This is a genomic window from Prodigiosinella confusarubida (assembly GCF_002847015.1).
Lineage (GTDB): Bacteria > Pseudomonadota > Gammaproteobacteria > Enterobacterales > Enterobacteriaceae > Prodigiosinella > Prodigiosinella aquatilis.
This window is the reverse complement of the sequence record NZ_CP025085.1, coordinates 4,851,613-4,875,226: the sequence shown is the minus strand read 5'-3', so window position 1 is coordinate 4,875,226 and position 23,614 is coordinate 4,851,613. Positions and strand designations below refer to the sequence as shown.

24 protein-coding genes and 1 tRNA gene are annotated in these 23,614 nt (G+C 45.4%); 15 read left to right on the top strand and 10 right to left on the bottom strand.

What is annotated here, in order from left to right:
• Nucleotides 1-40: 40 nt before the first annotated feature.
• From CWC46_RS22280 to CWC46_RS22270, 3 genes are all read left to right on the top strand, one after another.
• Nucleotides 41-1,492, top strand: coding sequence for a tagaturonate reductase (locus CWC46_RS22280; protein WP_021014340.1), 1,452 nt, complete (start codon nt 41-43; stop codon nt 1,490-1,492).
• Between the two features lie 17 nt (nt 1,493-1,509).
• Nucleotides 1,510-3,000 carry a UxaA family hydrolase gene (locus tag CWC46_RS22275; protein ID WP_021014341.1) on the top strand — a complete coding sequence of 497 codons (1,491 nt, stop codon included), beginning with the start codon at nt 1,510-1,512 and terminating at the stop codon, nt 2,998-3,000.
• 80 nt (nt 3,001-3,080) lie between these two features.
• The gene (locus tag CWC46_RS22270; RefSeq protein ID WP_021014342.1) at nt 3,081-3,623 is read left to right on the top strand and encodes a YgjV family protein; all 543 of its coding nucleotides are present in this window, start codon (nt 3,081-3,083) and stop codon (nt 3,621-3,623) included.
• Between the two features lie 47 nt (nt 3,624-3,670).
• Here CWC46_RS22270 and sstT read toward each other — a convergent pair whose 3' ends face one another.
• The gene (gene sstT / locus CWC46_RS22265; RefSeq protein ID WP_021014343.1) at nt 3,671-4,915 is read right to left on the bottom strand and encodes a serine/threonine transporter SstT; all 1,245 of its coding nucleotides are present in this window, start codon (nt 4,913-4,915) and stop codon (nt 3,671-3,673) included.
• Between the two features lie 320 nt (nt 4,916-5,235).
• On the bottom strand, nt 5,236-6,234 hold the full coding sequence (locus CWC46_RS22260; protein ID WP_021014344.1) for a Gfo/Idh/MocA family protein: 999 nt from the start codon (nt 6,232-6,234) through the stop codon (nt 5,236-5,238).
• 184 nt (nt 6,235-6,418) lie between these two features.
• Here CWC46_RS22260 and rlmG point away from each other — a divergent pair, with 184 nt between their 5' ends.
• The 5 genes from rlmG (at nt 6,419) to CWC46_RS22235 (ending at nt 11,318) form a co-directional block, all read left to right on the top strand.
• Nucleotides 6,419-7,561 (top strand): 23S rRNA (guanine(1835)-N(2))-methyltransferase RlmG, encoded by a 1,143-nt coding sequence (gene rlmG, locus CWC46_RS22255; RefSeq protein ID WP_021014345.1) that lies wholly within the window; start codon nt 6,419-6,421, stop codon nt 7,559-7,561.
• A gap of 638 nt (nt 7,562-8,199) precedes the next feature.
• A complete protein-coding gene (locus tag CWC46_RS22250) occupies nt 8,200-8,499 on the top strand; it encodes a hypothetical protein (RefSeq protein ID WP_021014346.1) in 300 nt (99 codons plus the stop codon).
• Nucleotides 8,500-8,875: 376 nt separating this feature from the next.
• On the top strand, nt 8,876-9,820 hold the full coding sequence (locus tag CWC46_RS22245) for a polysaccharide lyase family 1 protein (protein WP_021014347.1): 945 nt from the start codon (nt 8,876-8,878) through the stop codon (nt 9,818-9,820).
• 236 nt (nt 9,821-10,056) lie between these two features.
• The gene (gene spy / locus CWC46_RS22240; protein WP_021014348.1) at nt 10,057-10,530 is read left to right on the top strand and encodes an ATP-independent periplasmic protein-refolding chaperone Spy; all 474 of its coding nucleotides are present in this window, start codon (nt 10,057-10,059) and stop codon (nt 10,528-10,530) included.
• 335 nt (nt 10,531-10,865) lie between these two features.
• Complete coding sequence (locus tag CWC46_RS22235; RefSeq protein WP_021014349.1) at nt 10,866-11,318, top strand: RcnB family protein; 453 nt, start codon at nt 10,866-10,868, stop codon at nt 11,316-11,318.
• A 195-nt stretch (nt 11,319-11,513) separates the two neighbouring features.
• Here the strand turns inward: CWC46_RS22235 and CWC46_RS22230 are convergent, their stop codons facing one another.
• Nucleotides 11,514-11,726 (bottom strand): hypothetical protein, encoded by a 213-nt coding sequence (locus CWC46_RS22230; RefSeq protein ID WP_021014350.1) that lies wholly within the window; start codon nt 11,724-11,726, stop codon nt 11,514-11,516.
• Between the two features lie 448 nt (nt 11,727-12,174).
• Nucleotides 12,175-12,250 (bottom strand) — tRNA-Ile (locus tag CWC46_RS22225).
• 141 nt (nt 12,251-12,391) lie between these two features.
• On the opposite strand from CWC46_RS22225, the gene mug reads away from it, so the two are divergent.
• A complete protein-coding gene (gene mug, locus CWC46_RS22220) occupies nt 12,392-12,898 on the top strand; it encodes a G/U mismatch-specific DNA glycosylase (RefSeq protein ID WP_021014351.1) in 507 nt (168 codons plus the stop codon).
• A gap of 42 nt (nt 12,899-12,940) precedes the next feature.
• Here mug and rpoD read toward each other — a convergent pair whose 3' ends face one another.
• From rpoD to rpsU, 3 genes are all read right to left on the bottom strand, one after another.
• Nucleotides 12,941-14,767, bottom strand: coding sequence for an RNA polymerase sigma factor RpoD (gene rpoD, locus CWC46_RS22215; protein ID WP_021014352.1), 1,827 nt, complete (start codon nt 14,765-14,767; stop codon nt 12,941-12,943).
• Between the two features lie 156 nt (nt 14,768-14,923).
• Nucleotides 14,924-16,675 carry a DNA primase gene (gene dnaG, locus CWC46_RS22210; protein WP_021014353.1) on the bottom strand — a complete coding sequence of 584 codons (1,752 nt, stop codon included), beginning with the start codon at nt 16,673-16,675 and terminating at the stop codon, nt 14,924-14,926.
• 126 nt (nt 16,676-16,801) lie between these two features.
• A complete protein-coding gene (rpsU, locus tag CWC46_RS22205) occupies nt 16,802-17,017 on the bottom strand; it encodes a 30S ribosomal protein S21 (RefSeq protein WP_001144069.1) in 216 nt (71 codons plus the stop codon).
• Nucleotides 17,018-17,251: 234 nt separating this feature from the next.
• Between rpsU and tsaD the strand changes: the two genes are divergently transcribed.
• Nucleotides 17,252-18,268 carry a tRNA (adenosine(37)-N6)-threonylcarbamoyltransferase complex transferase subunit TsaD gene (gene tsaD / locus CWC46_RS22200; RefSeq protein WP_021014354.1) on the top strand — a complete coding sequence of 339 codons (1,017 nt, stop codon included), beginning with the start codon at nt 17,252-17,254 and terminating at the stop codon, nt 18,266-18,268.
• Nucleotides 18,269-18,324: 56 nt separating this feature from the next.
• Here tsaD and argR read toward each other — a convergent pair whose 3' ends face one another.
• Complete coding sequence (gene argR, locus CWC46_RS22195; protein ID WP_021014355.1) at nt 18,325-18,795, bottom strand: transcriptional regulator ArgR; 471 nt, start codon at nt 18,793-18,795, stop codon at nt 18,325-18,327.
• A gap of 469 nt (nt 18,796-19,264) precedes the next feature.
• Here argR and mdh point away from each other — a divergent pair, with 469 nt between their 5' ends.
• Nucleotides 19,265-20,203: a malate dehydrogenase gene (gene mdh, locus CWC46_RS22190; RefSeq protein ID WP_021014356.1), complete on the top strand. Its 939-nt coding sequence runs from the start codon at nt 19,265-19,267 to the stop codon at nt 20,201-20,203.
• A 66-nt stretch (nt 20,204-20,269) separates the two neighbouring features.
• On the opposite strand, the gene CWC46_RS22185 is transcribed toward mdh, so the two are convergent.
• On the bottom strand, nt 20,270-20,533 hold the full coding sequence (locus CWC46_RS22185; RefSeq protein WP_021014357.1) for a helix-turn-helix domain-containing protein: 264 nt from the start codon (nt 20,531-20,533) through the stop codon (nt 20,270-20,272).
• A gap of 185 nt (nt 20,534-20,718) precedes the next feature.
• On the opposite strand from CWC46_RS22185, the gene CWC46_RS22180 reads away from it, so the two are divergent.
• Nucleotides 20,719-21,111: a DNA-binding protein gene (locus CWC46_RS22180; protein ID WP_021014358.1), complete on the top strand. Its 393-nt coding sequence runs from the start codon at nt 20,719-20,721 to the stop codon at nt 21,109-21,111.
• A gap of 244 nt (nt 21,112-21,355) precedes the next feature.
• Nucleotides 21,356-21,721, top strand: coding sequence for a DNA-binding protein (locus CWC46_RS22175; RefSeq protein ID WP_037381141.1), 366 nt, complete (start codon nt 21,356-21,358; stop codon nt 21,719-21,721).
• Nucleotides 21,722-21,744: 23 nt separating this feature from the next.
• Here CWC46_RS22175 and ispB read toward each other — a convergent pair whose 3' ends face one another.
• Entirely contained in the window at nt 21,745-22,716 is a 972-nt protein-coding gene (gene ispB / locus CWC46_RS22170; protein ID WP_037380546.1) for an octaprenyl diphosphate synthase, read from the bottom strand.
• Nucleotides 22,717-22,972: 256 nt separating this feature from the next.
• On the opposite strand from ispB, the gene rplU reads away from it, so the two are divergent.
• Entirely contained in the window at nt 22,973-23,284 is a 312-nt protein-coding gene (gene rplU, locus CWC46_RS22165; RefSeq protein ID WP_010283026.1) for a 50S ribosomal protein L21, read from the top strand.
• Nucleotides 23,285-23,303: 19 nt separating this feature from the next.
• Nucleotides 23,304-23,561, top strand: coding sequence for a 50S ribosomal protein L27 (gene rpmA / locus CWC46_RS22160; protein ID WP_021014361.1), 258 nt, complete (start codon nt 23,304-23,306; stop codon nt 23,559-23,561).
• Nucleotides 23,562-23,614 lie beyond the last annotated feature (53 nt).

The following is a 23,614-nucleotide window of genomic DNA, read 5'->3' as shown; positions in this document are numbered from 1 at the left end:
TATCCCTGATTGTTATTCATGTCATGAGGTAGCATTGTTAATGCAAACGTTAAATCGCCGTGATTTTCCTGGCCGTCATCACCCTGATCGCGTCATTCAATTTGGCGAAGGCAATTTCCTTCGCGCTTTTATCGATTGGCAACTGGACTTGTTAAACGAACATACCGATTTGGATGCGGGTGTTGTGGTGGTTCGTCCGATAGACACTGATTTCCCACCTGCTCTTGATACTCAGGATGGTCTGTATACCACGATTATCCGTGGGCTTAACGAACAAGGGGACGCGGTACGTGAACCGCGACTGATTCGTTCTGTTAATCGTGAAATCAATGTTTACCGCCAATTCGATGAATATCTGGCGTTGGCGCATGATGCTAACATTCGTTTTGTTTTCTCCAATACGACAGAAGCAGGTATCAGCTATCATGCTGAAGACCGCCTTACCGATACGCCACCTGCCAGCTTCCCGGCCAAACTGAGTCGGTTGCTGTATGAGCGCTTCAACCATTTTGCCGGAGCAGCGGACAAAGGCTGGATATTACTGCCGTGTGAATTGATCGATTACAACGGTGTAGCACTGAAAGAACTGGTATTGCGTTATGCCAAGCAATGGGAACTGCCAGCGGCGTTCACCGTCTGGCTGAATGAACATAATACGTTCTGCTCTACACTCGTCGACCGTATCGTCACCGGTTATCCGCGAGCCGAAGTTGAGGCGCTGCAACAGGAACTGGGTTATCAGGATACATTCCTGGATACTGCCGAATATTTTTATCTGTTTGTAATTCAGGGACCACAGTGGTTGGCGGAAGAACTACGCCTTAATAAACTGAACCTGAATGTACGTATCGTAGATGACATCAAACCCTACAAAGAACGTAAGGTGGCGATTCTCAATGGTGCTCATACGGCGCTGGTACCGGTTGCGTTTCTGGCGGGCCTGGATACTGTTGGTGAGGCCATGAATGATGCCCAGATTGGTAAATTTGTGGAAAGAACCATTGCCGAAGAAATTGTTCCGGTATTGGACTTGCCGCACGACGAATTGATGTCGTTTGCCCAAGCGGTATTAAGCCGATTCAGAAACCCGTTTATTCAGCATCAGTTGTTGTCTATTGCACTGAACGGCATGACAAAATTCCGTACCCGTATCCTGCCGCAATTGCTGGCCTACCGTGAGCGTAACGGAGAGTTGCCGCATCGTCTTACTTTTGCTCTGGCGGCGTTGATCGCTTTTTACCGTGGCGAGCGTAACGGAGAGAGTTACCCATTACAGGATGATGCGCAGTGGTTGGAACATTATCAGGCGCTATGGGGTGGTGTAAAAGACAATACTACTACCTTGGCACAAGTGGTTACTGCGGTATTAGGTAATGCTCAACATTGGGAACAGGACCTGACTAATGTGCCGGGACTGCTGGAGCAGGTGACTGAACAACTGCAATCTATCGTTGAACGCGGTATGCGTGCGGCGCTAGAGAGTTACTGCTAATCGCAAAAGGCTTATCCATGCAAAGCATCATTAAAATTCACTCTTTGGACAATGTTGCCGTAGCCTTGCGCGATTTGGTGCAGGATGAAACGGTAACGATTGATGATATCACCTTAACGTTGGCACAGCCCGTTTCACGCGGACATAAGTTCGCGTTGGCCACCATTATGCCGGGGGAGATGATTATTAAATACGGGTTGCCCATCGGTCATGCATTGGTCGCTATTGCTCCCGGTGAACACATCCATTCGCAAAATGCCAAGACTAACCTGAGCGATCTGGATGAATACCAGTATCAACCGGAGGTTATCTCTCTGCCGGCACAGATGGATGACCGTGAGGTACAGATTTATCGCCGCAAAAATGGGGGGGTCGGTATTCGTAATGAATTGTGGATCCTGCCTACTGTTGGGTGTGTGAATGGTATTGCCCGCCAGATCCAGCAGCGTTTTCTGAAAGAAACAAATGATGCTCAGGGGATTGATGGTGTCTATCTGTTCAGCCATCCGTTTGGCTGTTCACAATTGGGGCAGGATCATGAAAACACCCGTACTATGTTGCAGAACATGGTACGTCATCCGAATGCTGGTGCGGTATTGGTCGTTGGTCTGGGTTGCGAAAACAATCAAGTTGATACTTTTCGTACCACGTTGGGTGAATATGATGCAGAGCGCGTCAATTTTATGATTTGTCAGCAACAGGATGATGAGGTGGAAGCCGGCGTTGAACGTCTGCATCAGCTTTATCAGGTTATGCGCAACGATTGCCGTGAAGCCGGTAAACTCAGTGAGCTGAAGTTTGGTCTGGAATGTGGTGGATCTGACGGGCTATCCGGGATTACCGCTAACCCGCTGCTAGGCCGTTTTTCTGATTACCTGATAGCCAATGGCGGGACGACCGTATTGACGGAAGTGCCGGAAATGTTTGGTGCAGAGCGTATCCTGATGAGTCGCTGTCGTGATGAGTCAACGTTTGAGAAAACGGTGAATATGGTCAACGATTTCAAGCAATATTTCATTGCCCACGATCAGCCGATTTACGAGAACCCTTCACCAGGTAATAAAGCCGGTGGTATTACTACACTGGAAGAGAAGTCGTTGGGTTGTACGCAGAAAGCTGGGCAAAGTAATGTTGTTGATGTCCTCAAGTATGGTGAGCGGTTACATACACCGGGTCTTAATCTGCTTAGTGCTCCGGGGAATGATGCGGTAGCGACCAGCGCCCTGGCTGGAGCCGGGTGCCATATGGTACTGTTCAGTACGGGGCGGGGTACGCCTTATGGTGGTTTCGTTCCAACGGTAAAATTGGCGACCAATAGCGAGTTGGCGAAGAAAAAACCACACTGGATTGATTTTGATGCGGGTCGCTTGATTCATGGCATGCCAATGGATGAGTTGTTGGCGCAGTTTGTGGATTTGATTGTTGAGATCGCTAACGGCAAACAAACCAGAAACGAAGTCAATGATTTCCGCGAACTGGCAATATTCAAGAGTGGTGTGACGTTGTAAATTCATCCGATTCCGAATAAAATAAAACGGCGTTTTGTAAAGCGCCGTTCGTTTTTGTCACACTTTCCAAGGCAGGGATCATGACATACTACTGGTTTGCCCAGGCAGTAGGGGTACTGGCTTTTTTTGTCGGTATCACCATGTTTTTCAACCGTGACGATAAAAAATTCAAAATTCAGCTCTCGCTTTACAGTGTGGTTATTGGTTGTCATTTTTTTCTAATGGGGGCAAATTCTGCGGGCATCAGCGCCACGCTGAATTCCATCCGCACACTCATTACTCTGAAAACTAACAATATTGCGGTGATGTTTGTCTTTATCGTCCTGACACTGGTGTTTGGCTTGTCTGAGTTAAAGCATCCGATGGAACTACTGCCTATTATCGCTACCGTAGCCAGCACCTGGGCATTGTTTCGTACTCATGGCTTGACCACGCGCTGCATTATATGGTGTGCCACAGCAATGTGGGTTATGCACAATATCTGGTTAGGATCGATTGGCGGATCATTGATTGAAAGCAGTTTCCTGCTGATGAATGGCTTTAATATTATTCGTTTCCGACGTATGCAACGAAGAGGTATCGATCCGTTTAAAGTGGAAAAACAAGTATCGAAACATGCCTGATCAGCATGTAGAACAGGGTAAGGAAAAGTCCCTTACCCTGGAAAAGATTACAGTACGTCCAAACGCTCCTGCTCTGTCTGGTGAGTGTCTTCAGCCTGGCAAACTGCCGCGATAAATATTACGTCGGTGGATGAATTGACGGCAGTTTCTGCTGAATCCTGCAATACACCGATGATGAATCCCACCGCCACCACTTGCATAGCGATATCGTTGGAGATACCGAACATGCTGCATGCCAGCGGAATCAGTAATAGAGAACCGCCAGCGACTCCCGAAGCACCACAGGCACAAATGGATGCAACTACGCTTAACAACAAAGCCGTAGGGATATCGGCCTGAATGCCCAGTGTATGAACAGCTGCCAACGTTAGCACCGTGATGGTAATCGCTGCGCCCGCCATGTTGATAGTGGCACCCAGCGGAATGGCAACAGAGTAGGTGTCTTCATCCAGATTCAGTTTACGGCACAGCTCCATATTGACGGGAATGTTAGCGGCAGAACTGCGGGTAAAAAAAGCGGTTACCCCACTTTCACGCAGACAGGTCCAGACCAGTGGATATGGATTACGCCGGATTTTCCAGTAAACAATCAATGGATTGGTAATCAATGCAACCATCAACATCCCGCCGATCAGAACAGCCAACAGATGGGCGTAGCCCCACAGAGCGCTGAAGCCGGTTGCCGCCAGTGTGGATGAGACCAAGCCAAATATCCCTAGCGGAGCAAAACGGATAACTACGCGCACGATAAATGTCGTCGCATGAGATATGTCAGTGACAACGGTTTTGGTGGTTTGAGAACCATGACGTAATGCGACACCCAGACCTACAGCCCATACCAGAATGCCGATATAGTTAGCATTCAGCAACGCATTGATTGGGTTCGCCACCACATTCATCAGCAAGCCTTTAAGGACGCTGACGATGCCTGATGGCGGAACCACATCGGTCGCTTGTGCGTGGAGTGTCAGTACGGACGGAAAAAGAAAGCTCAGAACTACTGCCACCAATGCTGCACAGAGCGTACCTATGATATACAACGCCAAAATTGGACGGATATTGGTCTTCTGGCCTTTCTTATGGTTGGCGATAGAGGACATAACCAGCATCAATACCAATACCGGTGCTACAGCCTTAAGTGCCCCAACGAACAACGTTCCCAGTAACCCTACTGCAATGGCCGCTGGCTTGGAAACCGAGGCCAAAATAATGCCAAGTGCCAGTCCTATCAGGATCTGCTTTACCAGACTTCCCTGAATCAGATAATTAAAAAATCTTGATTGTGTTTTCATAATATTAACGGTGGTACCGCTTGTGAGAAATGATTGTGATTAACAGGCTTGCCTTCTCTGACGGAACTGGATGACTTTATGACCTGTTACCAAGTGCGTTTGCGTGTATCAGTATATGAAAATATAAGTTTGAGGAAAGGAAAGTCGCGTTTTTTTGGACAGAAAGCACAATAAAATACGTAAAGAGCCTCCGCTACAGGAGGACGATAGCCATGATAGTCAGCGCGTTATCAGAAGAAGAACCGACGTTGGAGATATGCAGTAACTATCCTCCAGCGGGTGAAATTTGTTCACTTTGCTGAAGTATCGCGATAGTGATATTACTTTCCGTTGCCGGAGGTGAGGGTATCGGCCGGGAATACTACCCTTGTCTGCCGACGTATTTCCGTCAGCAGCGCAGCTACGGCACGGGAACGGGCCAGTGCAACATGGTTAACCTCACTATTGGCGACCAACGTGCTAAAGACTTCGGCTTCATACAGCATGCTATTAATATGTTGCGGTTGAGACAGATCCAGCCGTTTCCCATCACGGGAAACTAACAGTACCTGCTGACATTCCGATAGCTTTTCAATGAGCAGTGTTCCGTCTTCACCTTGAATTTCACTTGGACTAGCGGATTGACTGACTTTGGAATGTACAATACTCACATCAAAGTCGCCATAGTTGAGAATGACGCTGCCATGGGCATCGACACCACTTTCAAGTAATGTGGCGCTGGCCTGTACACTACGTGGCTTGCCCCACAGCGAAACCGCAAACGCCAGACAGTAGTAACCAATATCCATAATTGAGCCGTTGGAAAAGGCCGGATTAAACGTATTGGGATTCTCGCCTGACAGATATCGCTGGTAACGGGATGAGTATTGACAGTAATTGAGAACCACTTTTCTCAACCGTCCGATACGCTGTAAGGCCTGAGTAATTACACTGAAATTTGGTAGATAGGCGGTTTTAAACGCCTCGAATAACACCACATGATGCTGCCTGGCGCTGGTAATCATCTGCTCCGCTTCATTGAGGTTTGATGCCAGCGGTTTTTCACAGATGACATGTTTACCATGACGCAGGAATAATTGAGCCTGTTCGCAGTGCAAGGAATTGGGGCTGGCAATATAAACTGCATCAATGATGTCAGAGCCGGCCAGGGTTTCCAGTGATGTGTATAGGCCATCAACCAGATAATCGGTCTGAAACTGTCGGGCATTTTCTGGCGAACGTGAATAGATGGCGGTCAATTTCATTTTCCCACTTTCATGGGCGGCATCAATGAACTGACGGGTTATCCAACTAGTTCCTACAATAGCAAAACGTATCACTATGGTTCACCATACGGTTCTGACAGGTAAGTATAAATCTAGATTATCATGATGGAATCTCAAGGCAATTTTACGATACTGATGCTCTCTCTTAAGCCAATACCGGGCAGGGCGGAGAAAACCATTTACTGTTGTATCGTTTTAAGGGATAAACGGCACAAAATTTTGCATGATAGGAGAGGCGATGAGCCAACTCAATCTGGAAACACATAACCTGACGCTGGCCCGTTATCCTCACATTGAGGACGATACGGTGTTGCAGGCATGGGAAGCCGCAGATGAATTTTTACTGCGGGAGATTGCTTCCATGTCCATTGGCCCTGGGCCAAAGTTGATTTTTAATGATGCGTTTGGCGCACTGGCTTGTGGACTTCAGGCCCAGTCACCGTATTGCATCAGCGATTCGTATTTAAGCCAATTGGCGACACATCATAATCTATTACTGAATGGTTATAGTGAGGATTCGGTGACCTTGCTGGATAGCCTGGCTGAATTGCCATCTGCTCCCGCGCTGGTGGTGATTAAGATTCCTAAAGCGTTGGCATTGCTTGAGCATCAATTACGAATGCTACAAAAAGTTGTTGTGCCACAAACGGTGATTATTGCCAGTGCCAAGGCACGCGATATCCATACTTCCACACTGCAACTATTTGAGCAGATTCTGGGACCGACCCGCACCTCTCTGGCGTGGAAAAAAGCTCGCCTGATCCATTGCCAACCAGACATGCATGAAGTGAGTGAGCAGTCACTTACAATAACATGGCCGATAGAAGAGTATGGGTATTGCATCCATAACCATGCCAATGTTTTTGCTCGTAATAATCTAGATATCGGTGCCCGTTTTTTTATGCAGCATTTGCCACAGCAAGTTGAAGGCAAAATGGTGGATCTAGGCTGCGGTAATGGCGTAATCGGCCTTGGCGCGCTAGCGCTTAATCCGCAGGCTTATGTCAGCTTTTTTGACGAATCTTATATGGCGATCGCTTCCAGTCGTATGAATGTGGAAATCAATCGGCCACAGGACCGTGATCGATGTGGTTTCGCCGTAAATCATGCGTTGACGGGGATTGGGCGCGAGAGCCTTCAGGTCGTACTGTGTAACCCTCCGTTTCATCAACAACAGGCGGTAACTGATAGCGTTGCCTGGCAGATGTTCCGTGATTCCCGGCGTTGTCTGGACATCGGCGGTGAACTGCGCATTGTCGGCAACCGCCATCTTGATTATTTTCACAAGCTGAAGCGCTTGTTCGGTAACTGCGAGATCGTCGCCAGTAACGCTAAATTTGTGGTGTTAAGAGCAGTGAAAACAGCAGATAAACATCGCTAAGCTTAAATAAATGTTCAATGCCAGTCGGGTCGACTGATGAAGCGCCTGGCGGGCATCCAGTTCTTGTGATATATCCGCACCGTCAAAAAGAAGGTACACCCAGTGGCCCGCATCCAACATACAGAATTTGCAACGCAGCTTTTCCTTCCGACTTGACGGGCAGTCACAGTGATTGCCTGATGATGAGGAAATTGAAAACGTTGCATACAACGTGGTTGCTCATTGGGTGATTACTTCTTTGGGATTCAGTGCGACATCGGCGGTAACAATCAATCCGGCACCCCCTCGCGCCCGCTCACAGTAGAATGCAGTTAACTGAGAGGGGGTGATCTTCCAGATCTGTATGCCTTGAGCCTATTGCAATCCGATTTTTTAATATGGCAAAGCCCAGGTTCAGTGACGAGAAAAAGTGGGAATAGTTGGTCATGACTATATCGATATCCAATATATCTGGTCTGATAAAGTCGTGGTAGCACTAGCTATGTGATGATTAATTGTGAAATTTATGTTTACTAATTGTGGTAATTATCGCCACTACAGCGAGGAAACTCCATGATGAAGTCTGACGTGTTGAGATCATTTGTTGTCATGCTAGACAGCCATTATAATTCGCTGGATAAGTAAATGAAGGAATCTCTATGTCTTATATTGAAGAGTTAGGCGCGCGCTTGGAAAGTGCATTGGAAGCATTGGAATACAGTGTCCAGAGGCAACAGCAGGTTTGGCAGCGTGATAATCAGCATCTTCATTTGCAATTGATACAGGCCAGGAAACGGGAGGCTGATTTGTGTGCGCAAATTAGCCTTCTCGTTAATCAAGTGAATGCAATAGATGCCTCGCCCGAGCGTAATCCTTTGCTGCAAAAGGTTAATATAATTCGAATGCATATTGATGCGTTGGCGAAGGACGCGTCTGCTTTTGTCCGTACTCTACCTTGATTGTGGGCATCAGTGATATTTATCTAAAAACAATGATGTCTTTGTCTAGATAATCGTTCTATTTCTATTATAATTTGCATTGTTAATTATTCATATTTATGCCTATTAGATAATATTAACTGGCTATTAATTTGTCGTGCTTGTGAAAAACTAACGATTCAAATTCGTTATCCTTACACATCCTTTTCTTTATTTTATCAATGTTCTTTTTTTTATTATCGAATTTGTTGTGTGGTAATTAACTGCATAATATAGTAATGAGGATGCGTAAACACTATTGTAGTGTTCTCCTGTCTGATAAATCAGATATCTGAAAATGAAAGCTTCTATTTCATTTTATTATCTACCATTTATTAATTAGTACAGGAGTATAGTTATGTCATATCCTAATAACGGCACTACAGGTATGGTTGGTTTTGCAAAAGCAGGTAGCACAACGGGTGGCACTGGTGGTACTGTCGTTTCAATTACTAGCCTGAGTGCATTAAAAACACACATTGCTGGTACCGACTCGAAAATATTGGTCATTAATGCTAATATTTCCGCAAGTTCTTTAACAAAAGTCACAATGGGAGCCAATAAGTCTATTATTGGCTCTTATTCCAGTAATACATTGACTAATATTCATTTCAGAACCACATCAAGCTCAAAAAATATAATTTTTCAGAACCTTACCATCAAGCATACAAGCACTATTAATGAAAATGATGATATTCAGATTTATTTGACACATGGTGAAAAATATTGGCTTGATCATCTGACTTTTCCCGGACATAGTTATGCACTGACAGATGGTGGAGTTGATAAACTGATTTATGTCGGGGCGAAAGCTGATTACGTAACTATTAGTAATTGCGTATTTAAAAACCATGAATATGGTCTTATTTTCGGTTATCCGACGGATGGTAGCAGCTATTCCTCTACTTATGACGGCTACCCTCATTTAACCATTTGTCATTGCTATTTCAATAATATTTATGTTCGTGCCCCAGGTTTGATGCGGTATGGTTATTTTCATGCTTACAATAACTATATTGAAAATTATCACCTGGGCTTTACATTGGCTCAGGATGCCAAAATTGTTTCTGAGTACAACTATTTTGGCACAACCAGCAGTACAAATGGTATGTTAGATGATAAAGGAACCGGAACATTTACTGATACGGGAAGTACGCCGTCTATTACCAATCAGACTTCATCACAAAGTAAATGGACACCATCATCCAACTATAGTTACAGCCTGAAATCGGTTTCTGCTGCAAAAACTTTTGCCAGTAACTATGCTGGAGTTCAGACATCTAGTCTGACGTTTGGTGGCTAATTAAAAAACAGGGTAAGATATATATGGGTCGTTATGGCCCATTCTTTTCGTTGTCAGTATATTCCAACCATGGTCTACACAGTATTTCCATATTCTCCATAATTGACGTAATTGTGAGTATCATTCTTGCACATATTTACCGTTTCTCTCATTACCTTAAGCTCAGAGGGCTATACTTAGTCACATAGGTCAATACGATGTGTTGATAACTAAAACTGAAACGCGAGGAATATATTATGTCTAAATTTACCGCTATTGTAGTTGCCTCTGCTCTGGCATTAGGTGCTGTGGGTATTGCTGATGCTCATGGTAATTTTTATGGCCAACAGGGTTCTGGCAACATGATGGGACAATCCCCATGTGGTGGGCAATGGGCACCACATAACAGGATGTTTAACGGAATGAATTTGACTAATGAGCAACAACAAGAAATGCAGAAATTCATGCAAGGCTATAGAAATAATAGACAATGGCCTTCAATTGAAGAGCGTCGTCAATTACATAATATCATAGCTAGCGATAATTTCGATAAGCAGAAAGCGCAGAGCATCGTGGATAGCATGGAATCAGCTAATAAAGCGCGTATGATGCAGCGTCTGGAAGAACAAAACCATATGTATAATATTCTGACTCCTGAGCAGAAAAAGCAGTTCAATGCAAATTTTGACAACCGTTTGAACCAAGGAACCCCGGCACCTAAAGCGCAATAATAATCCAAGTCAACTGAAGCCGCTGGTTTTATTCATCACTATTTTCTGGATAAGTGATAGACTAATACCAGCGGTATTTTTTTGCTTTTTAATAGATAAAATTGGTTTGAAAACATAGGGTGTGAACGCTATTCCCTATTTTTCATCTGCGCGCGTGCGGGCATCCTTTCCATTATTTTATAATGATGTAAAAAACTGGGAATAATCAATATGGATTTGTTTTTTTGTCGTTAATTGATTAATTTTTAGGATATTTCTTCATTATTTTTGAGTCTTTTTAATAGATATTATTATCTGAGATATTAGGTGGCTGTTAGCAAATTGAGGAACATACAGTGAAGAAAAAAATGTTGGCACTTGTAATGATGGTATTTGCAGGGAGTAGTGCTTTTTCCACGATATCCTGGGCCGATCAGTTGGATAATCGAGAACAGATGCGGTCGCCTGGGAACTATCCTTATGATGAAGCTGGACCTAATCATAAGCCCAGAGCTCATGTGGCAGAGGCAGACAGGCATAATAATGGTAATGATAGAAAGCATCATAGCGGACCTGTCGCTATTGAACGTGATCATTTTGCATGGAAAGGTCATGATTTCAGAAAAGGACGACCAATGCCCAGTCATTTTCAAGGGCAACGTTATCGTGTTCATGATTGGCGCGCCCGGGGCCTTCAGCAGCCACCTTCAGGCCACTATTGGAGCTACATCGACGGAAATTATGTGTTGATTGCGGCTACTACGGGAGTCATCACTGCCATTATTTTAAACAGTGCTGCAAATCATTGATGTGATACTAACGTGTTGATATCGGGAATCGATACGTTAGTTCCATTTAAAGAAAATAGCGCGGCGTTTGCGTGATGCTTAGTCATTGCTAAATCTGTATATTTAGAAGAAAGTGAAGGCGTTACGCTGTTAACGTAATTCTTCGAGAATTAGCTGGTTCTTCTCCGTCTGTGAGCGATGCTCCATCAAGTCCAATTAGACTAATTCCCCTTCTCTTTCATCGACAAGCCAGGTGTTGCCATTCATCATTCCACTGGCTACGGCCAAAGGTTGCTCACCTACATTAAGGATGTTAGGCAGGTGGAAAAACTCTTTTTTCGTACCAAAAGGCATGTCTGAGACTACTCTAATCAAGCTTAAAAATTCTTGTTTTAACTGATTTTTCGTGGCTGTACTGTAATCTATCATTATGAAATCCTTGTCTTTATATTAAGAGTAATACTACTAAGCCAATTATTTTTATACCGTAGATAGAACAAGTAAAAGCCACCCCCTCAACCTCACTCACTCTGACTTTTCTTCCGAGGATATGCATTAGTGTTCAAATGCTGAACAATGATGTATTACCTGCGCGGTCAATCACGCAAACAAGGTTCTATGGCAAAGGTTCTCTTGGCAAAAAAAGTAACGATATCAACCATAAGAATGTCAGCCCCATAAAGATACCCATTTACTATCTTGTGGCATAGGGATAACTCCTTATTATCGAATTTACGATCCGTGCACTACAATAGTGTTCCCGGAATTTTACGTTGCCTTTAAAATAAGCGTAAAATTCTGGGACCACCTTTTTTCAATGGCAACAAAAAAGCCACTCTTGAGAGTGGCTTAATGTGCTGATTTTACAGCTAAAATTTGGTGGCCCCTCCCCGGCTTGAACGGGGGACCAAGCGATTATGAGTCGCCTGCTCTAACCACTGAGCTAAGGGGCCAACGGCCGCTAATTATACGGTAATCCGGCAGGGGCGGTCTATAGCTGAGAGACCGTATGGCTGTTTTCTATCCAGACTAGCCTATTGTTATTGCTGCCAGAATTTGCCATAACACTTATAAACGATGTTAAAGGGCTAATAATGATTACGGATATTCTGGCTTTCAACCTGCATGTCGTATTTTGCGGTATCAACCCCGGTCTTTCCAGTGCACATCATGGCTATCATTTTGCCAATCCCAGTAATCGTTTCTGGCGAGTAGTTTATCAGGCTGGATTTACTCAATGCTTGCTGAGACCAGAGGAAGAGACGCGACTGTTGGATACAGGTTGTGGTATTACGATGTTGGTGGAACGCCCAACGATTGAGGCGTCGGAGTTGGGGCGTCATGAGTTGAAGAAGGGTGGAGAGGCCCTGATAGATAAAATATTGCACTATCAGCCCCGTGCGTTGGCAGTATTGGGAAAACAGGCATTCAGTCAGGCTTTCAACTGCACTAAGGTGGCATGGGGCAAGCAGGATTTTTCGCTGGGGAAGACACATGTGTGGGTGTTACCTAATCCCAGTGGCCTCAATCGTGCGACAGTGGAATCACTGACAGCGGCTTATCGTGAATTGTATTGTGAGTTGCAATTGCATCAGCAATAAAAAAAACCCCGACGAATCGGGGTTTTTTTAACCAGAAGATGATTAATCATCTAGAAAACTGCGCAGTACTTCAGAACGACTGGGATGACGTAGTTTACGCAGTGCTTTCGCTTCAATCTGTCGAATACGTTCACGCGTAACATCAAACTGTTTACCCACTTCTTCCAATGTGTGGTCGGTGTTCATATCAATACCAAAGCGCATGCGCAATACTTTCGCTTCTCGGGCTGTCAGGCCGGCCAGCACATCATGTGTCGCTGAACGCAGACTTTCAGAGGTTGCGGAATCCAGCGGCAATTCCAGCGTGGTATCCTCAATGAAATCCCCAAGATGTGAATCTTCATCATCACCAATCGGTGTTTCCATCGAAATTGGCTCTTTAGCGATTTTCAGTACTTTGCGGATCTTGTCTTCCGGCATCAGCATACGTTCAGCCAGTTCTTCCGGAGTGGGTTCACGACCCATTTCTTGCAGCATCTGGCGTGAAATACGATTGAGTTTGTTGATGGTTTCAATCATATGTACCGGAATACGGATAGTCCGCGCTTGATCCGCAATAGAACGAGTGATCGCCTGACGGATCCACCAGGTAGCATAAGTTGAAAATTTATAACCACGACGATATTCAAACTTATCTACGGCTTTCATCAGACCGATATTTCCTTCCTGAATCAGGTCAAGGAACTGTAGGCCACGATTGGTGTATTTCTTGGCGATAGAAATAACCAGACGCAAGTTTGCCTCCACCATTTCTTTTTTTGCACGACGGGCTTTCGCTTCACCAATGGACATCCTGCGGTTGATGTCTTTCATTTGTTCAATGGTCAGCCCGGTTTCTTCTTCAATCATATGAAGTTTCTGCAAGCCGCGCTGTACATCTTCTTTCACGTCGTGCAGTTTTTCGGACCAGGGTTTACCCATTGCCATCGCGGCTGCAAACCATTTATTGTTGGTTTCATTGCCGGAGAACAGTGTGACGAAGTTTTTCTTCGGCATTTTGCTTTGCTCAACGCACAGCTTCATGATCAAGCGTTCTTGCGTACGCACACGATCCATCATTGAACGCATGCTGTTGACCAGCAGGTCAAACTGTTTTGGTACCAATCGAAATTGTTTGAAAACTTCAGACAGATTCAGAATTTCCGCACCAGCACTTGGATGACTGCGTCCGTGGGCTTTGATTGCCTTCCGGGTCGTCTCATGCTGCTCACGCAGTTCGGCGAATTTCTGACGGGCCAGCTCAGGGTCAATGCTGTTATCGTCCTCCTCTTCGTCATCATCCTCGTCTTCGTCGTCATCTATCTCATCGCTGGAAAGCTCAGAACCAACATGTGTTGCCGTTGGTGCCAGGTTTTCTTCCGCGTTTGGATCGACAAAGCCAGTGATCAAATCTGATAAACGGCTTTCACCTGCTTCAACACGATCGTATTGCTCCAGTAAATAGCTGATGGCTTCAGGGTACTCAGCAACGGAGCACTGTACCTGATTGATACCGTCTTCAATACGTTTGGCAATATCGATTTCACCTTCACGTGTCAAGAGTTCAACGGTACCCATTTCACGCATGTACATACGCACCGGATCGGTAGTACGTCCAATCTCGGATTCAACGCTGGATAACACTTGTGCTGCAGCCTCCGCTGCATCTTCGTCAGCAGTGTTTTCGGCTAACATAAGATCATCTGCATCCGGTGCTTCTTCCATCACCTGGATGCCCATGTCATTAATCATCTGGATGATGTCTTCGATCTGGTCGGAGTCGATGATATCTTCCGGCAGATGGTCATTGACCTCAGCATAGGTCAGGTAGCCTTGCTCCTTACCACGGGTGACAAGTAGCTTGAGCTGTGACTGCGGGTTTTGCTCCATAAGACGGTATCCACACTTCAGAGTATTTGGGTTGGTGTCGGTCGGCGGAAATCGCCAACAATAACATTAGGGGTATTTTTTCTTGTCGCCGCAGCCCCTGTCACGGCATTTTGTAGGGATAGTCCCTACTATTTATCGGCAATTAAGCCTCAGTAATCAGTTTTTTCTCGTTAAAGCCAGTTGCAATGACCAAAGTTCTTTTCGTTCTTTTACACTGAGCCCATGTGTTCTGTCGCGGGCAATCAGCGTATCCAGGCGCAGTTGCAGTAGTTGGTCGTAGAGCTCAGCCAAACTAATTCTGAATTTTTCTTCAAGCTCTTCCTCTACGATCATATGGTTCCAGGCAGCCATGGTTTCAAGCTGTTTTCGATATTTACTCTCTCGATACTTCTCTAGCAGCAGGCCGGTATTCAGACCTGGACTGTCATCACAGGTTTTTACCAACTCCAGAAATAGCTCCAGTCCCGCCACTTTGCTTTCTTCAATATCTTCCAGTGCCAACGTTGGCACTTCTGCGGAAAGACCGGGATTCTGAACTAAAAGTCCTATCAGTATACGCATAGTTGTGACTTTTAGCTGTGGGGGTTGGTAGGATGTCTGTTCTGACATCTTTGGTAACAATCGGTCGAGCTGACTGTCATCCAGAATCCCCAGTTTGGTTCCCAATTGCTGACGCAAGTATAATCGCAACGTTTCACCAGGCACTTGACTAATCAAGGGTAGTACCAATGAACTTAGTTTTGTACGTCCATCCGGTGTACTCATGTCCACCTGGTGCTGTAGCGTTTCAAACAAAAAAACCGACAGTGGCATTGCCTGTTCAATCCGCAGTTCAAAGGCATCTTTGCCTTCCTGTCGAACCAGTGTGTCAGGATCTTCACCATCAGGTAAAAACATGAAGCGTAGCTGCCGACCATCATTTAAATAGGGTAGCGCGGTTTCCAGCGCTCGCCAGGCAGCTTCTCGTCCTGCTCTATCACCGTCATAACAGCAGATAACCTGATCGGTAGCTCTAAATAGTAACTGAATATGATCTGCTGTAGTGGCGGTTCCTAATGAAGCAACGGTGTAATCAATGCCGAATTGCGCCAAAGCGACAACATCCATATACCCTTCAACCACCAGTAATCGTTTCAATTCAGGGTATTTCTGTTGCGCCTCATACAGGCCGTACAACTGCCGACCTTTATGAAAAATTTCTGTCTCTGGTGAGTTCAAGTACTTGGGTAGACCATCGCCGAGAACTCGACCACCGAAAGCAATGACGCGGCCTCGTTTATCGCGGATAGGAAACATGACTCGCTCACGGAAACGGTCATAGGTCCGGCCTTGCTCGTTAGTCACCAGCATTCCTGCATCGTTCAGTGTACTTCTGTCATCGTTGCTACGCCCAAAGCGTTTTAGTGCGTTATCCCATCCTGGCAGGGCATAACCAATAGCGAAATGCCGGATGACCTCAGCACTCAATCCTCGTTTCGTCAGATACTGCATAGCAGAGGCGCCAGCGGGTTGATTCAGGTTCTGTTGGTAAAATGTATTTAATTGTTCCATCAGCCCATACAGGCTTTGCCGTTGATGGCGCTCAAATTGTGTAGGACCAGTTCCTGTTTCGTAGGGGACTTCCAGACCATACATGGTTGCCAATTCTTCAATACATTCAATGAATTCAAGGCGATCATAATTCATTAAAAAATCGATGGCGTTCCCATGCGCACCACAGCCAAAACAGTGATAGAACTGTTTGTCACCGTTAACTGTGAACGATGGGGTCTTCTCATGGTGGAACGGGCAACACGCATGGTAATTCTTGCCCTGCTTTTTTAGTTTTACGCGTGCGTCTATCAGGTCGATGATATCCGTGCGAGCCAGCAGGTCATTAATAAATGCGCGTGGAATGCGTCCAGCCATAAGCCCCTTATCTATAAGCTTATAAACGACAACAAGCCGCGCATTCCTTTCGGAAAGCACGGCCTTCGTATGCAACTGCTAAGTCTGCGGATTAATCACGCGATGGAGGCAATATCCTCCCAAAAATTAATACAGACGAGTGCGGCGTGCGTTTTCTCGAGCCAACTTCTTCGCGTGACGTTTCACAGCAGAAGCTTTAGCGCGCTTACGTTCGGTCGTCGGTTTTTCATAAAACTCACGGCGACGAACCTCAGCCAAAACACCTGCTTTTTCACAGGAACGCTTGAAGCGACGCAGAGCTACGTCGAACGGCTCGTTTTCACGTACTTTAATTACCGGCATGTGCCTCTCACCTCAATAAATTCGGTTTGCCGCTGGCCTTGTGCCAGCCTTTTCAAAATGGTGCGGAATTCTACTGCAACTATGGTGCTTTTGTAAAGCGCTGTGGTGATTATAAAACACGCAGGCTATGCATGCGCTTAAAATAGAAACGCTTATGGTAGACTATCCGCCGCATGAAGCAAGCTGCATCATCCAAAGGCAGCGTGTACCGTAATAGTGAGAGTGAAAACAGCAATGCGCGTATTGGGTATTGAAACATCCTGTGATGAAACTGGTGTCGCAATTTATGACACGCAAAAAGGGCTGCTTGCTAACCAGTTGTATAGCCAGATTAAGTTACATGCCGATTATGGTGGTGTAGTCCCAGAACTGGCGTCCCGAGATCATGTTCGTAAAACGGTGCCTTTGATTCAGGCGGCTTTGCACGAAGCAGGTTTGCAACAAGGTGACATTGATGGTGTGGCCTATACGGCGGGTCCTGGGCTGGTCGGTGCGCTTTTGGTCGGTGCCACAGTTGGACGCGCATTGGCTTTTGCATGGAACGTGCCTGCAATTCCTGTTCATCACATGGAAGGGCATTTACTTGCACCGATGCTAGAAGCCAGCCCTCCCGACTTTCCGTTTGTTGCTTTACTGGTTTCTGGTGGACATACCCAGTTAATCAGTGTGACGGGTATTGGAGAGTACCGATTGTTGGGTGAATCCGTTGACGATGCGGCGGGGGAGGCATTTGATAAAACTGCAAAATTGCTGGGGTTGGATTATCCAGGTGGGCCATTGTTATCAAAAATGGCTCAGCATGGGCAGGCAGGCAGATTCACATTCCCCCGCCCAATGACCGATCGCCCAGGATTGGATTTCAGTTTCTCCGGGTTAAAAACGTTTGCGGCCAACACTATCCGTGAGTATGGAAAAGATGCTCAGACTCAAGCAGATATCGCACGGGCCTTTGAGGATGCAGTCGTGGATACTCTGGCAATAAAATGTCGTCGTGCTTTGGATGAAACTGGGTTTACGCGGTTGGTCATGGCCGGTGGGGTCAGCGCCAATAATACGCTAAGGCAGCGCTTATCAGATATTATGGCAAAACGTGGTGGTGCGGTGTTTTATGCACGTCCAGAATTTTGCACCGATAATGGAGCCATGATTGCCTATGTGGGCACTATACGTTTGAAATGTGGCGGAACACAAACGCTAGGTGTGTCAGTTAGGCCTCGCTGGCCGTTGGCAGAATTGCCTACTATTGAGTGAAACGAGTGAGTAATTAGCCCCTTTATGTAAAGGAAGGGGCTATCGGCAAAACGGAATTACAATTCCTGCTCAAACAGCATTAAAATGGCTTCATAGAGCTGTTTAACGCTGAAGCTTCTGGCCGGTGTTGTAAAAATGGTATCATCACCGGCAATGGTGCCTAGAATCCCTTCTGATTTTCCCAGTGAATCGAGTAGACGAGCAATAAGCTGAGCGGCACCAGGACTGGTATGAATGACAACTACCGCGTCGTTATGATCGACATCCAGCACCAGGTTTTTCAAGGGGCTGCTTGTGGTAGGGACGCCAAGTTCGGCGGGCAGGCAATACACCATTTCCATTTTTGCATTGCGAGTACGGACTGCACCAAATTTAGTCAGCATGCGGGATACTTTAGATTGATTGATGTTTTCAAAACCATCATCCTGCAATGCTTGCACTATCTCACTTTGAGAACTGAATTTCTCTTCTTTCAGCAGCGCTTTGAACGCCTTAACCAAATCATCTTGTTTTGTTGAGTTACGCATTCTGCACCAGATAAAGCATGTGGGCCATGTCGATATTATGCATAAGAATGAATTTTTATGCAATGTGAATGCGTATAAAATCGCTATTATCTACAGACACCTATCCCTCCAAAATTGAAAAATTTTTAGCTACCTGGCCAGTCAGAAAAATGTGCTCCTCGTCACATAAAAGTGAAGGAAATGTTATCAGAATGATGTTGTTTGGAGGCTGATGGTCGGTGTAATGTAACTGCCCAGTTAATCAGTCGTGGACTTATGCTGAGTCATCAATGCAATTATCCATAACTTTACTTACCTTTCAGATCCGAGGTGGATTTTAATTTATTATTAAATAGATGGCTGTTTTTGCAGCGATTGTTATTGCCCACTGATGGTAGGTTGATTGCTTTAACTTTTCTCACGAGCATGAAGTTTATAAAACTAAACAAATCCACGGCATTTATTACTTAACGATAATAAGGAGTTCAGGATGAAAGTTGCAGTTCTCGGAGCCGCAGGTGGTATCGGTCAAGCCCTTGCTCTTCTCCTCAAAACCCAGCTTCCTTCAGGTTCGGAATTATCCCTTTATGATATTGCCCCCGTAACGCCGGGTGTCGCTGTTGATCTAAGCCATATTCCAACTGCTGTGAAAATCAAAGGGTTTAGTGGTGAAGATGCCACTCCGGCTTTAGCAGGTGCTGACATTGTTTTGGTCTCTGCAGGGGTCGCACGTAAACCTGGTATGGATCGTTCGGATCTGTTTAATGTGAACGCGGGTATCGTTCGTAATCTGGTTGAGCAAATTGCACGTACTTGTCCTAAGGCCTGTATCGGTATTATTACGAACCCAGTGAATACGACCGTTGCTATTGCTGCTGAAGTATTGAAAAAAGCAGGAGTTTACGATAAGCGCAAACTGTTTGGCGTGACTACGCTGGATATTATTCGTTCCAGCACTTTCGTCGCTGAACTAAAAGGAAAGCAGCCACAAGAGATTAATGTGCCCGTTATTGGTGGCCACTCTGGTGTAACCATCCTTCCTCTTTTGTCTCAAATCCCCGGTATTAGCTTATCTGAGCAGGAAGTTGTTGATCTCACCAAACGCATTCAGAATGCAGGTACAGAGGTTGTTGAGGCGAAAGCTGGTGGCGGCTCTGCGACCTTGTCGATGGGGCTGGCTGCTGCACGCTTCGGTTTGTCTTTGGTTCGAGCCATGTCGGGGGAAAGCGGTGTGGTTGAATGTGCTTATGTTGAAAGCGATGGTAAATCCGCTCGTTTCTTTGCGCAACCATTACTGCTGGGTAAAGACGGTATTGCCGAATACAAGACTATCGGTTCCCTGAGCGCTTTTGAGCAGCAATCAATGAGTAGCATGCTGGATACACTGAATCATGATATTGCGCTGGGTGAATCCTTCGTTAATAAATAATTCATTCTTGAAATGATTTATGTGAATAAAGCCGGAGGTTGTTATCTCCGGCTTTTGTTTCGCTAATCATCGAGGGCGAATAAGTTTCTTTCGGTCGATCAATTCATTGGTATTAGGATCATAATAGCGACTCGGCCAAATTTCGGCGGGGTGAACACCCAATTTATCAGCAATCAGCCATTCCCCCTTGGGCCAGGGACGGGATAAGGCATTGGCGAGTGTCGATGAACTTAATCCGGCTGCACGGGAGACCGCAGCGAGCGTGGTCCCCTTCTTTCTCAACGCCGCTATGATATCAGCCGGATGCCAGTCATGTTTCCTTGAATTCATAATCCTTCCCTTATCGCTATAAGACGACAGCATATTAGTGGTATAAATAACAGTTCGTGGTGAATGACTTCATTAATAAGAAGTCATTATTTGGAAATAATATATCATCAATTTCCAATTTATTTCCAATTTATTTCCAAATGAACCTGCTTTTGTAACGAATAGCACTATCGGGATGAAAGGACATGAAAAAAGAGTGGTTTGCGACCAGCGAGTTGGTTGGTATTGGCGGACTCCCTAAATCACGGCAAGGATTGAATAAACGAGCCCGAGAAGATGGTTGGGAAAAGCGTCGCCGCAAAGGTGTTCAAGGAAGAGGAGTGGAATATTTCATTCATAGCCTGCCGCAACCTGTGCAGCATTCATTATTAATACAGGAGTCATCAGGAGAGTACGTGGTGAAGCAGCCCGACATGCTGGCTGTTTGGATACAGATATACCAGCAGCTTTCAGCATCAGAGCGGGAAAAGCTGATTGGTTATATTATGCGTGAAGGTGTCTCGGCAACGCTTAGGCATCTTGGCCTGCATACGTTGGATGCTGAGTCATCAATATCAGCAAAAGATTTTTCCGAGTAATGTTTTTCGCCATTCCTTATACCAAAGGAATGGCATCCATCAATGACAAATCTATTTTCTCCGTCTAATCGAAAAATAAGTTCGATACCTTTTCCTGCATTACGAATATTTCAACCATTTCTGTAACGCCATACTGTTAGATGTTTTGGTAAAATTATTCTATTATGTGGAAACTTAATATGGAAACTGATCATCATCAAGGAGTGTGAGGAAATAACTAATGGAACAGGGCAAAAATATGGAGATGGATAAAGAGTGGTTTTCGACTAATGAACTTTTGGGGATCGCAGGATTACCCAAATCTCGTCAAGGGCTTAATAAAAAGGCGAGGGATAACGGTTGGGAGAGACGTCGGCGAATAGGCATTCAGGGAAAAGGGGTCGAGTATGCGATCTGGAGTCTGCCAGAAGACGTAAAAAAGACCTTGATTCAAGAAACACCGCCTGACTATATGACACCACAACAACCAACACTATGGGCTGCATGGGTGCAAATTTTTCATCAACTTTCAGAGACAGAGCGTTCGCATTTGATAAATTATATCTTGCGTGAAGGGGTGTTAACTATGCTGTCCCAACTTGAGGGTAAAACGAAGAATGAGTCAACATAGCTAAGAATCCGGGATTGTGAAAACTAAAACTCCCGTTGAACGGCAATATGAGCCAACCCTTCAAGTGCAGAGCGAAAAGGTGTGTCAGGCAGACATTGTAGTGCACTGATGGCCTTGTCCGCTTCTTCTTCTGCTCGATGCCGTGTATAAATGAGAGAACCATGCTGTTGCATGGTTGCAAGAACTGTTTCCAGTAGATGACGTCCATTGCCTTGCTCGATTGCCAGTCTAATCATGGCGCTCTGCTCTGGGTTACCATGATACATGGCATGCAATAAAGGCAGAGTGGGTTTCCCTTCGTTCAAGTCGTCACCGGTATTTTTTCCCAGGGTTTTTCCGTCGGCGCTGTAATCCAGTAGATCGTCAATCAGTTGGAAAGCTGTTCCAAGATAGCGACCATAATCCTGTAATGCATTTTCCTGCTCGGCCGTAGCGTCAGCAAGAATGGCAGCCGATTGAGATGCGGCTTCAAAAAGGCGAGCCGTTTTGCTGTAAATCACATGCATATAGCTCTCTTCGGTGATATCTGGATCATTACAGTTCATCAGTTGCAGGACTTCACCTTCAGCAATCACATTAACCGCATCTGACATCAGGCCCAGAACACGCCAGGAGTTGATGCTTGTCATCATCTGGAAAGCGCGAGTATAAATGAAGTCACCAACCAGCACGCTGGCGGCGTTACCAAATGTAGCATTGGCGGTAGCTTTTCCTCGGCGCATGTCCGATTCATCGACGACATCATCATGTAATAAAGTCGCGGTATGGATGAACTCAATCAAGGCAGCCACAGTCGTATGTTTGTCACCTTGATAATTTAGTGCTCTGGCAGCCAATACAGCGATCATTGGCCGGATTCGTTTACCACCACCACTAATAATGTAGTGACCCAGTTGGTTGATAAGGATTACATCCGAGTTCAATTGTTCAAGTATGGTCTTATTGACGGCGGCCATATCCTGAGCGGTTAATGCTGTGATTTGTTCTAGATTCATTAGTCTGCCAGCTGGTTTCTTCAACATCGCCGTAAGATTGCTGTTTATCGGCATTTAAATGGGACTGTGTAAATGATTGTACTTGAAAAATGACGTAGATAAATGGCAGTTAGTGGGTTGTATCCTTTTTCTTCATATTGGTTGATTCTGCTCTTGTCATGAGGGGGTTTTTTGCGTAGAATTCGCGCCCTATTATGAATATTTATAGTGCGCTCTGAATAAATCAATATAGGGTGTGCGGAAAGCGGAGTTTTATATGTACGCAGTTTTCCAAAGTGGTGGTAAACAACACCGAGTAAGCGAAGGTCAAACCGTTCGCTTGGAAAAGCTGGACATCGCAACTGGTGAAGCTGTTGAGTTTGACCAGGTTTTGATGGTTGCCAATGGTGAAGAAATCAAAATCGGCGTTCCTTTCGTCGATGGCGGTAAGATCAAAGCTGAAGTAGTTGCTCATGGTCGTGGTGAGAAAGTTAAGATTGTTAAATTTCGTCGCCGTAAACACTATCGTAAGCAAGCGGGCCATCGTCAGTGGTTTACTGACGTGAAAATCACCGGCATCAGCGCTTAAGTTTTAGGAGAGCGGATTAATGGCACATAAGAAAGCTGGCGGTTCAACTCGTAACGGCCGTGACTCAGAAAGTAAACGTCTTGGCGTAAAACGTTTTGGTGGTGAATCAGTCCTGGCTGGCAGCATTATTGTTCGTCAGCGTGGTACCAAATTTCATGCTGGAAGTAATGTAGGTTGCGGCAGAGACCACACCCTATTTGCTAAGTCTACCGGCAAAGTGAAATTTGAAGTTAAAGGTCCGAAGAATCGTAAATATATAAGCATCGTTGCTGAATAATTATACAGTTCAGGTCCATTGACTTAAGCCCTGCAATTCGTTGCAGGGCTTTT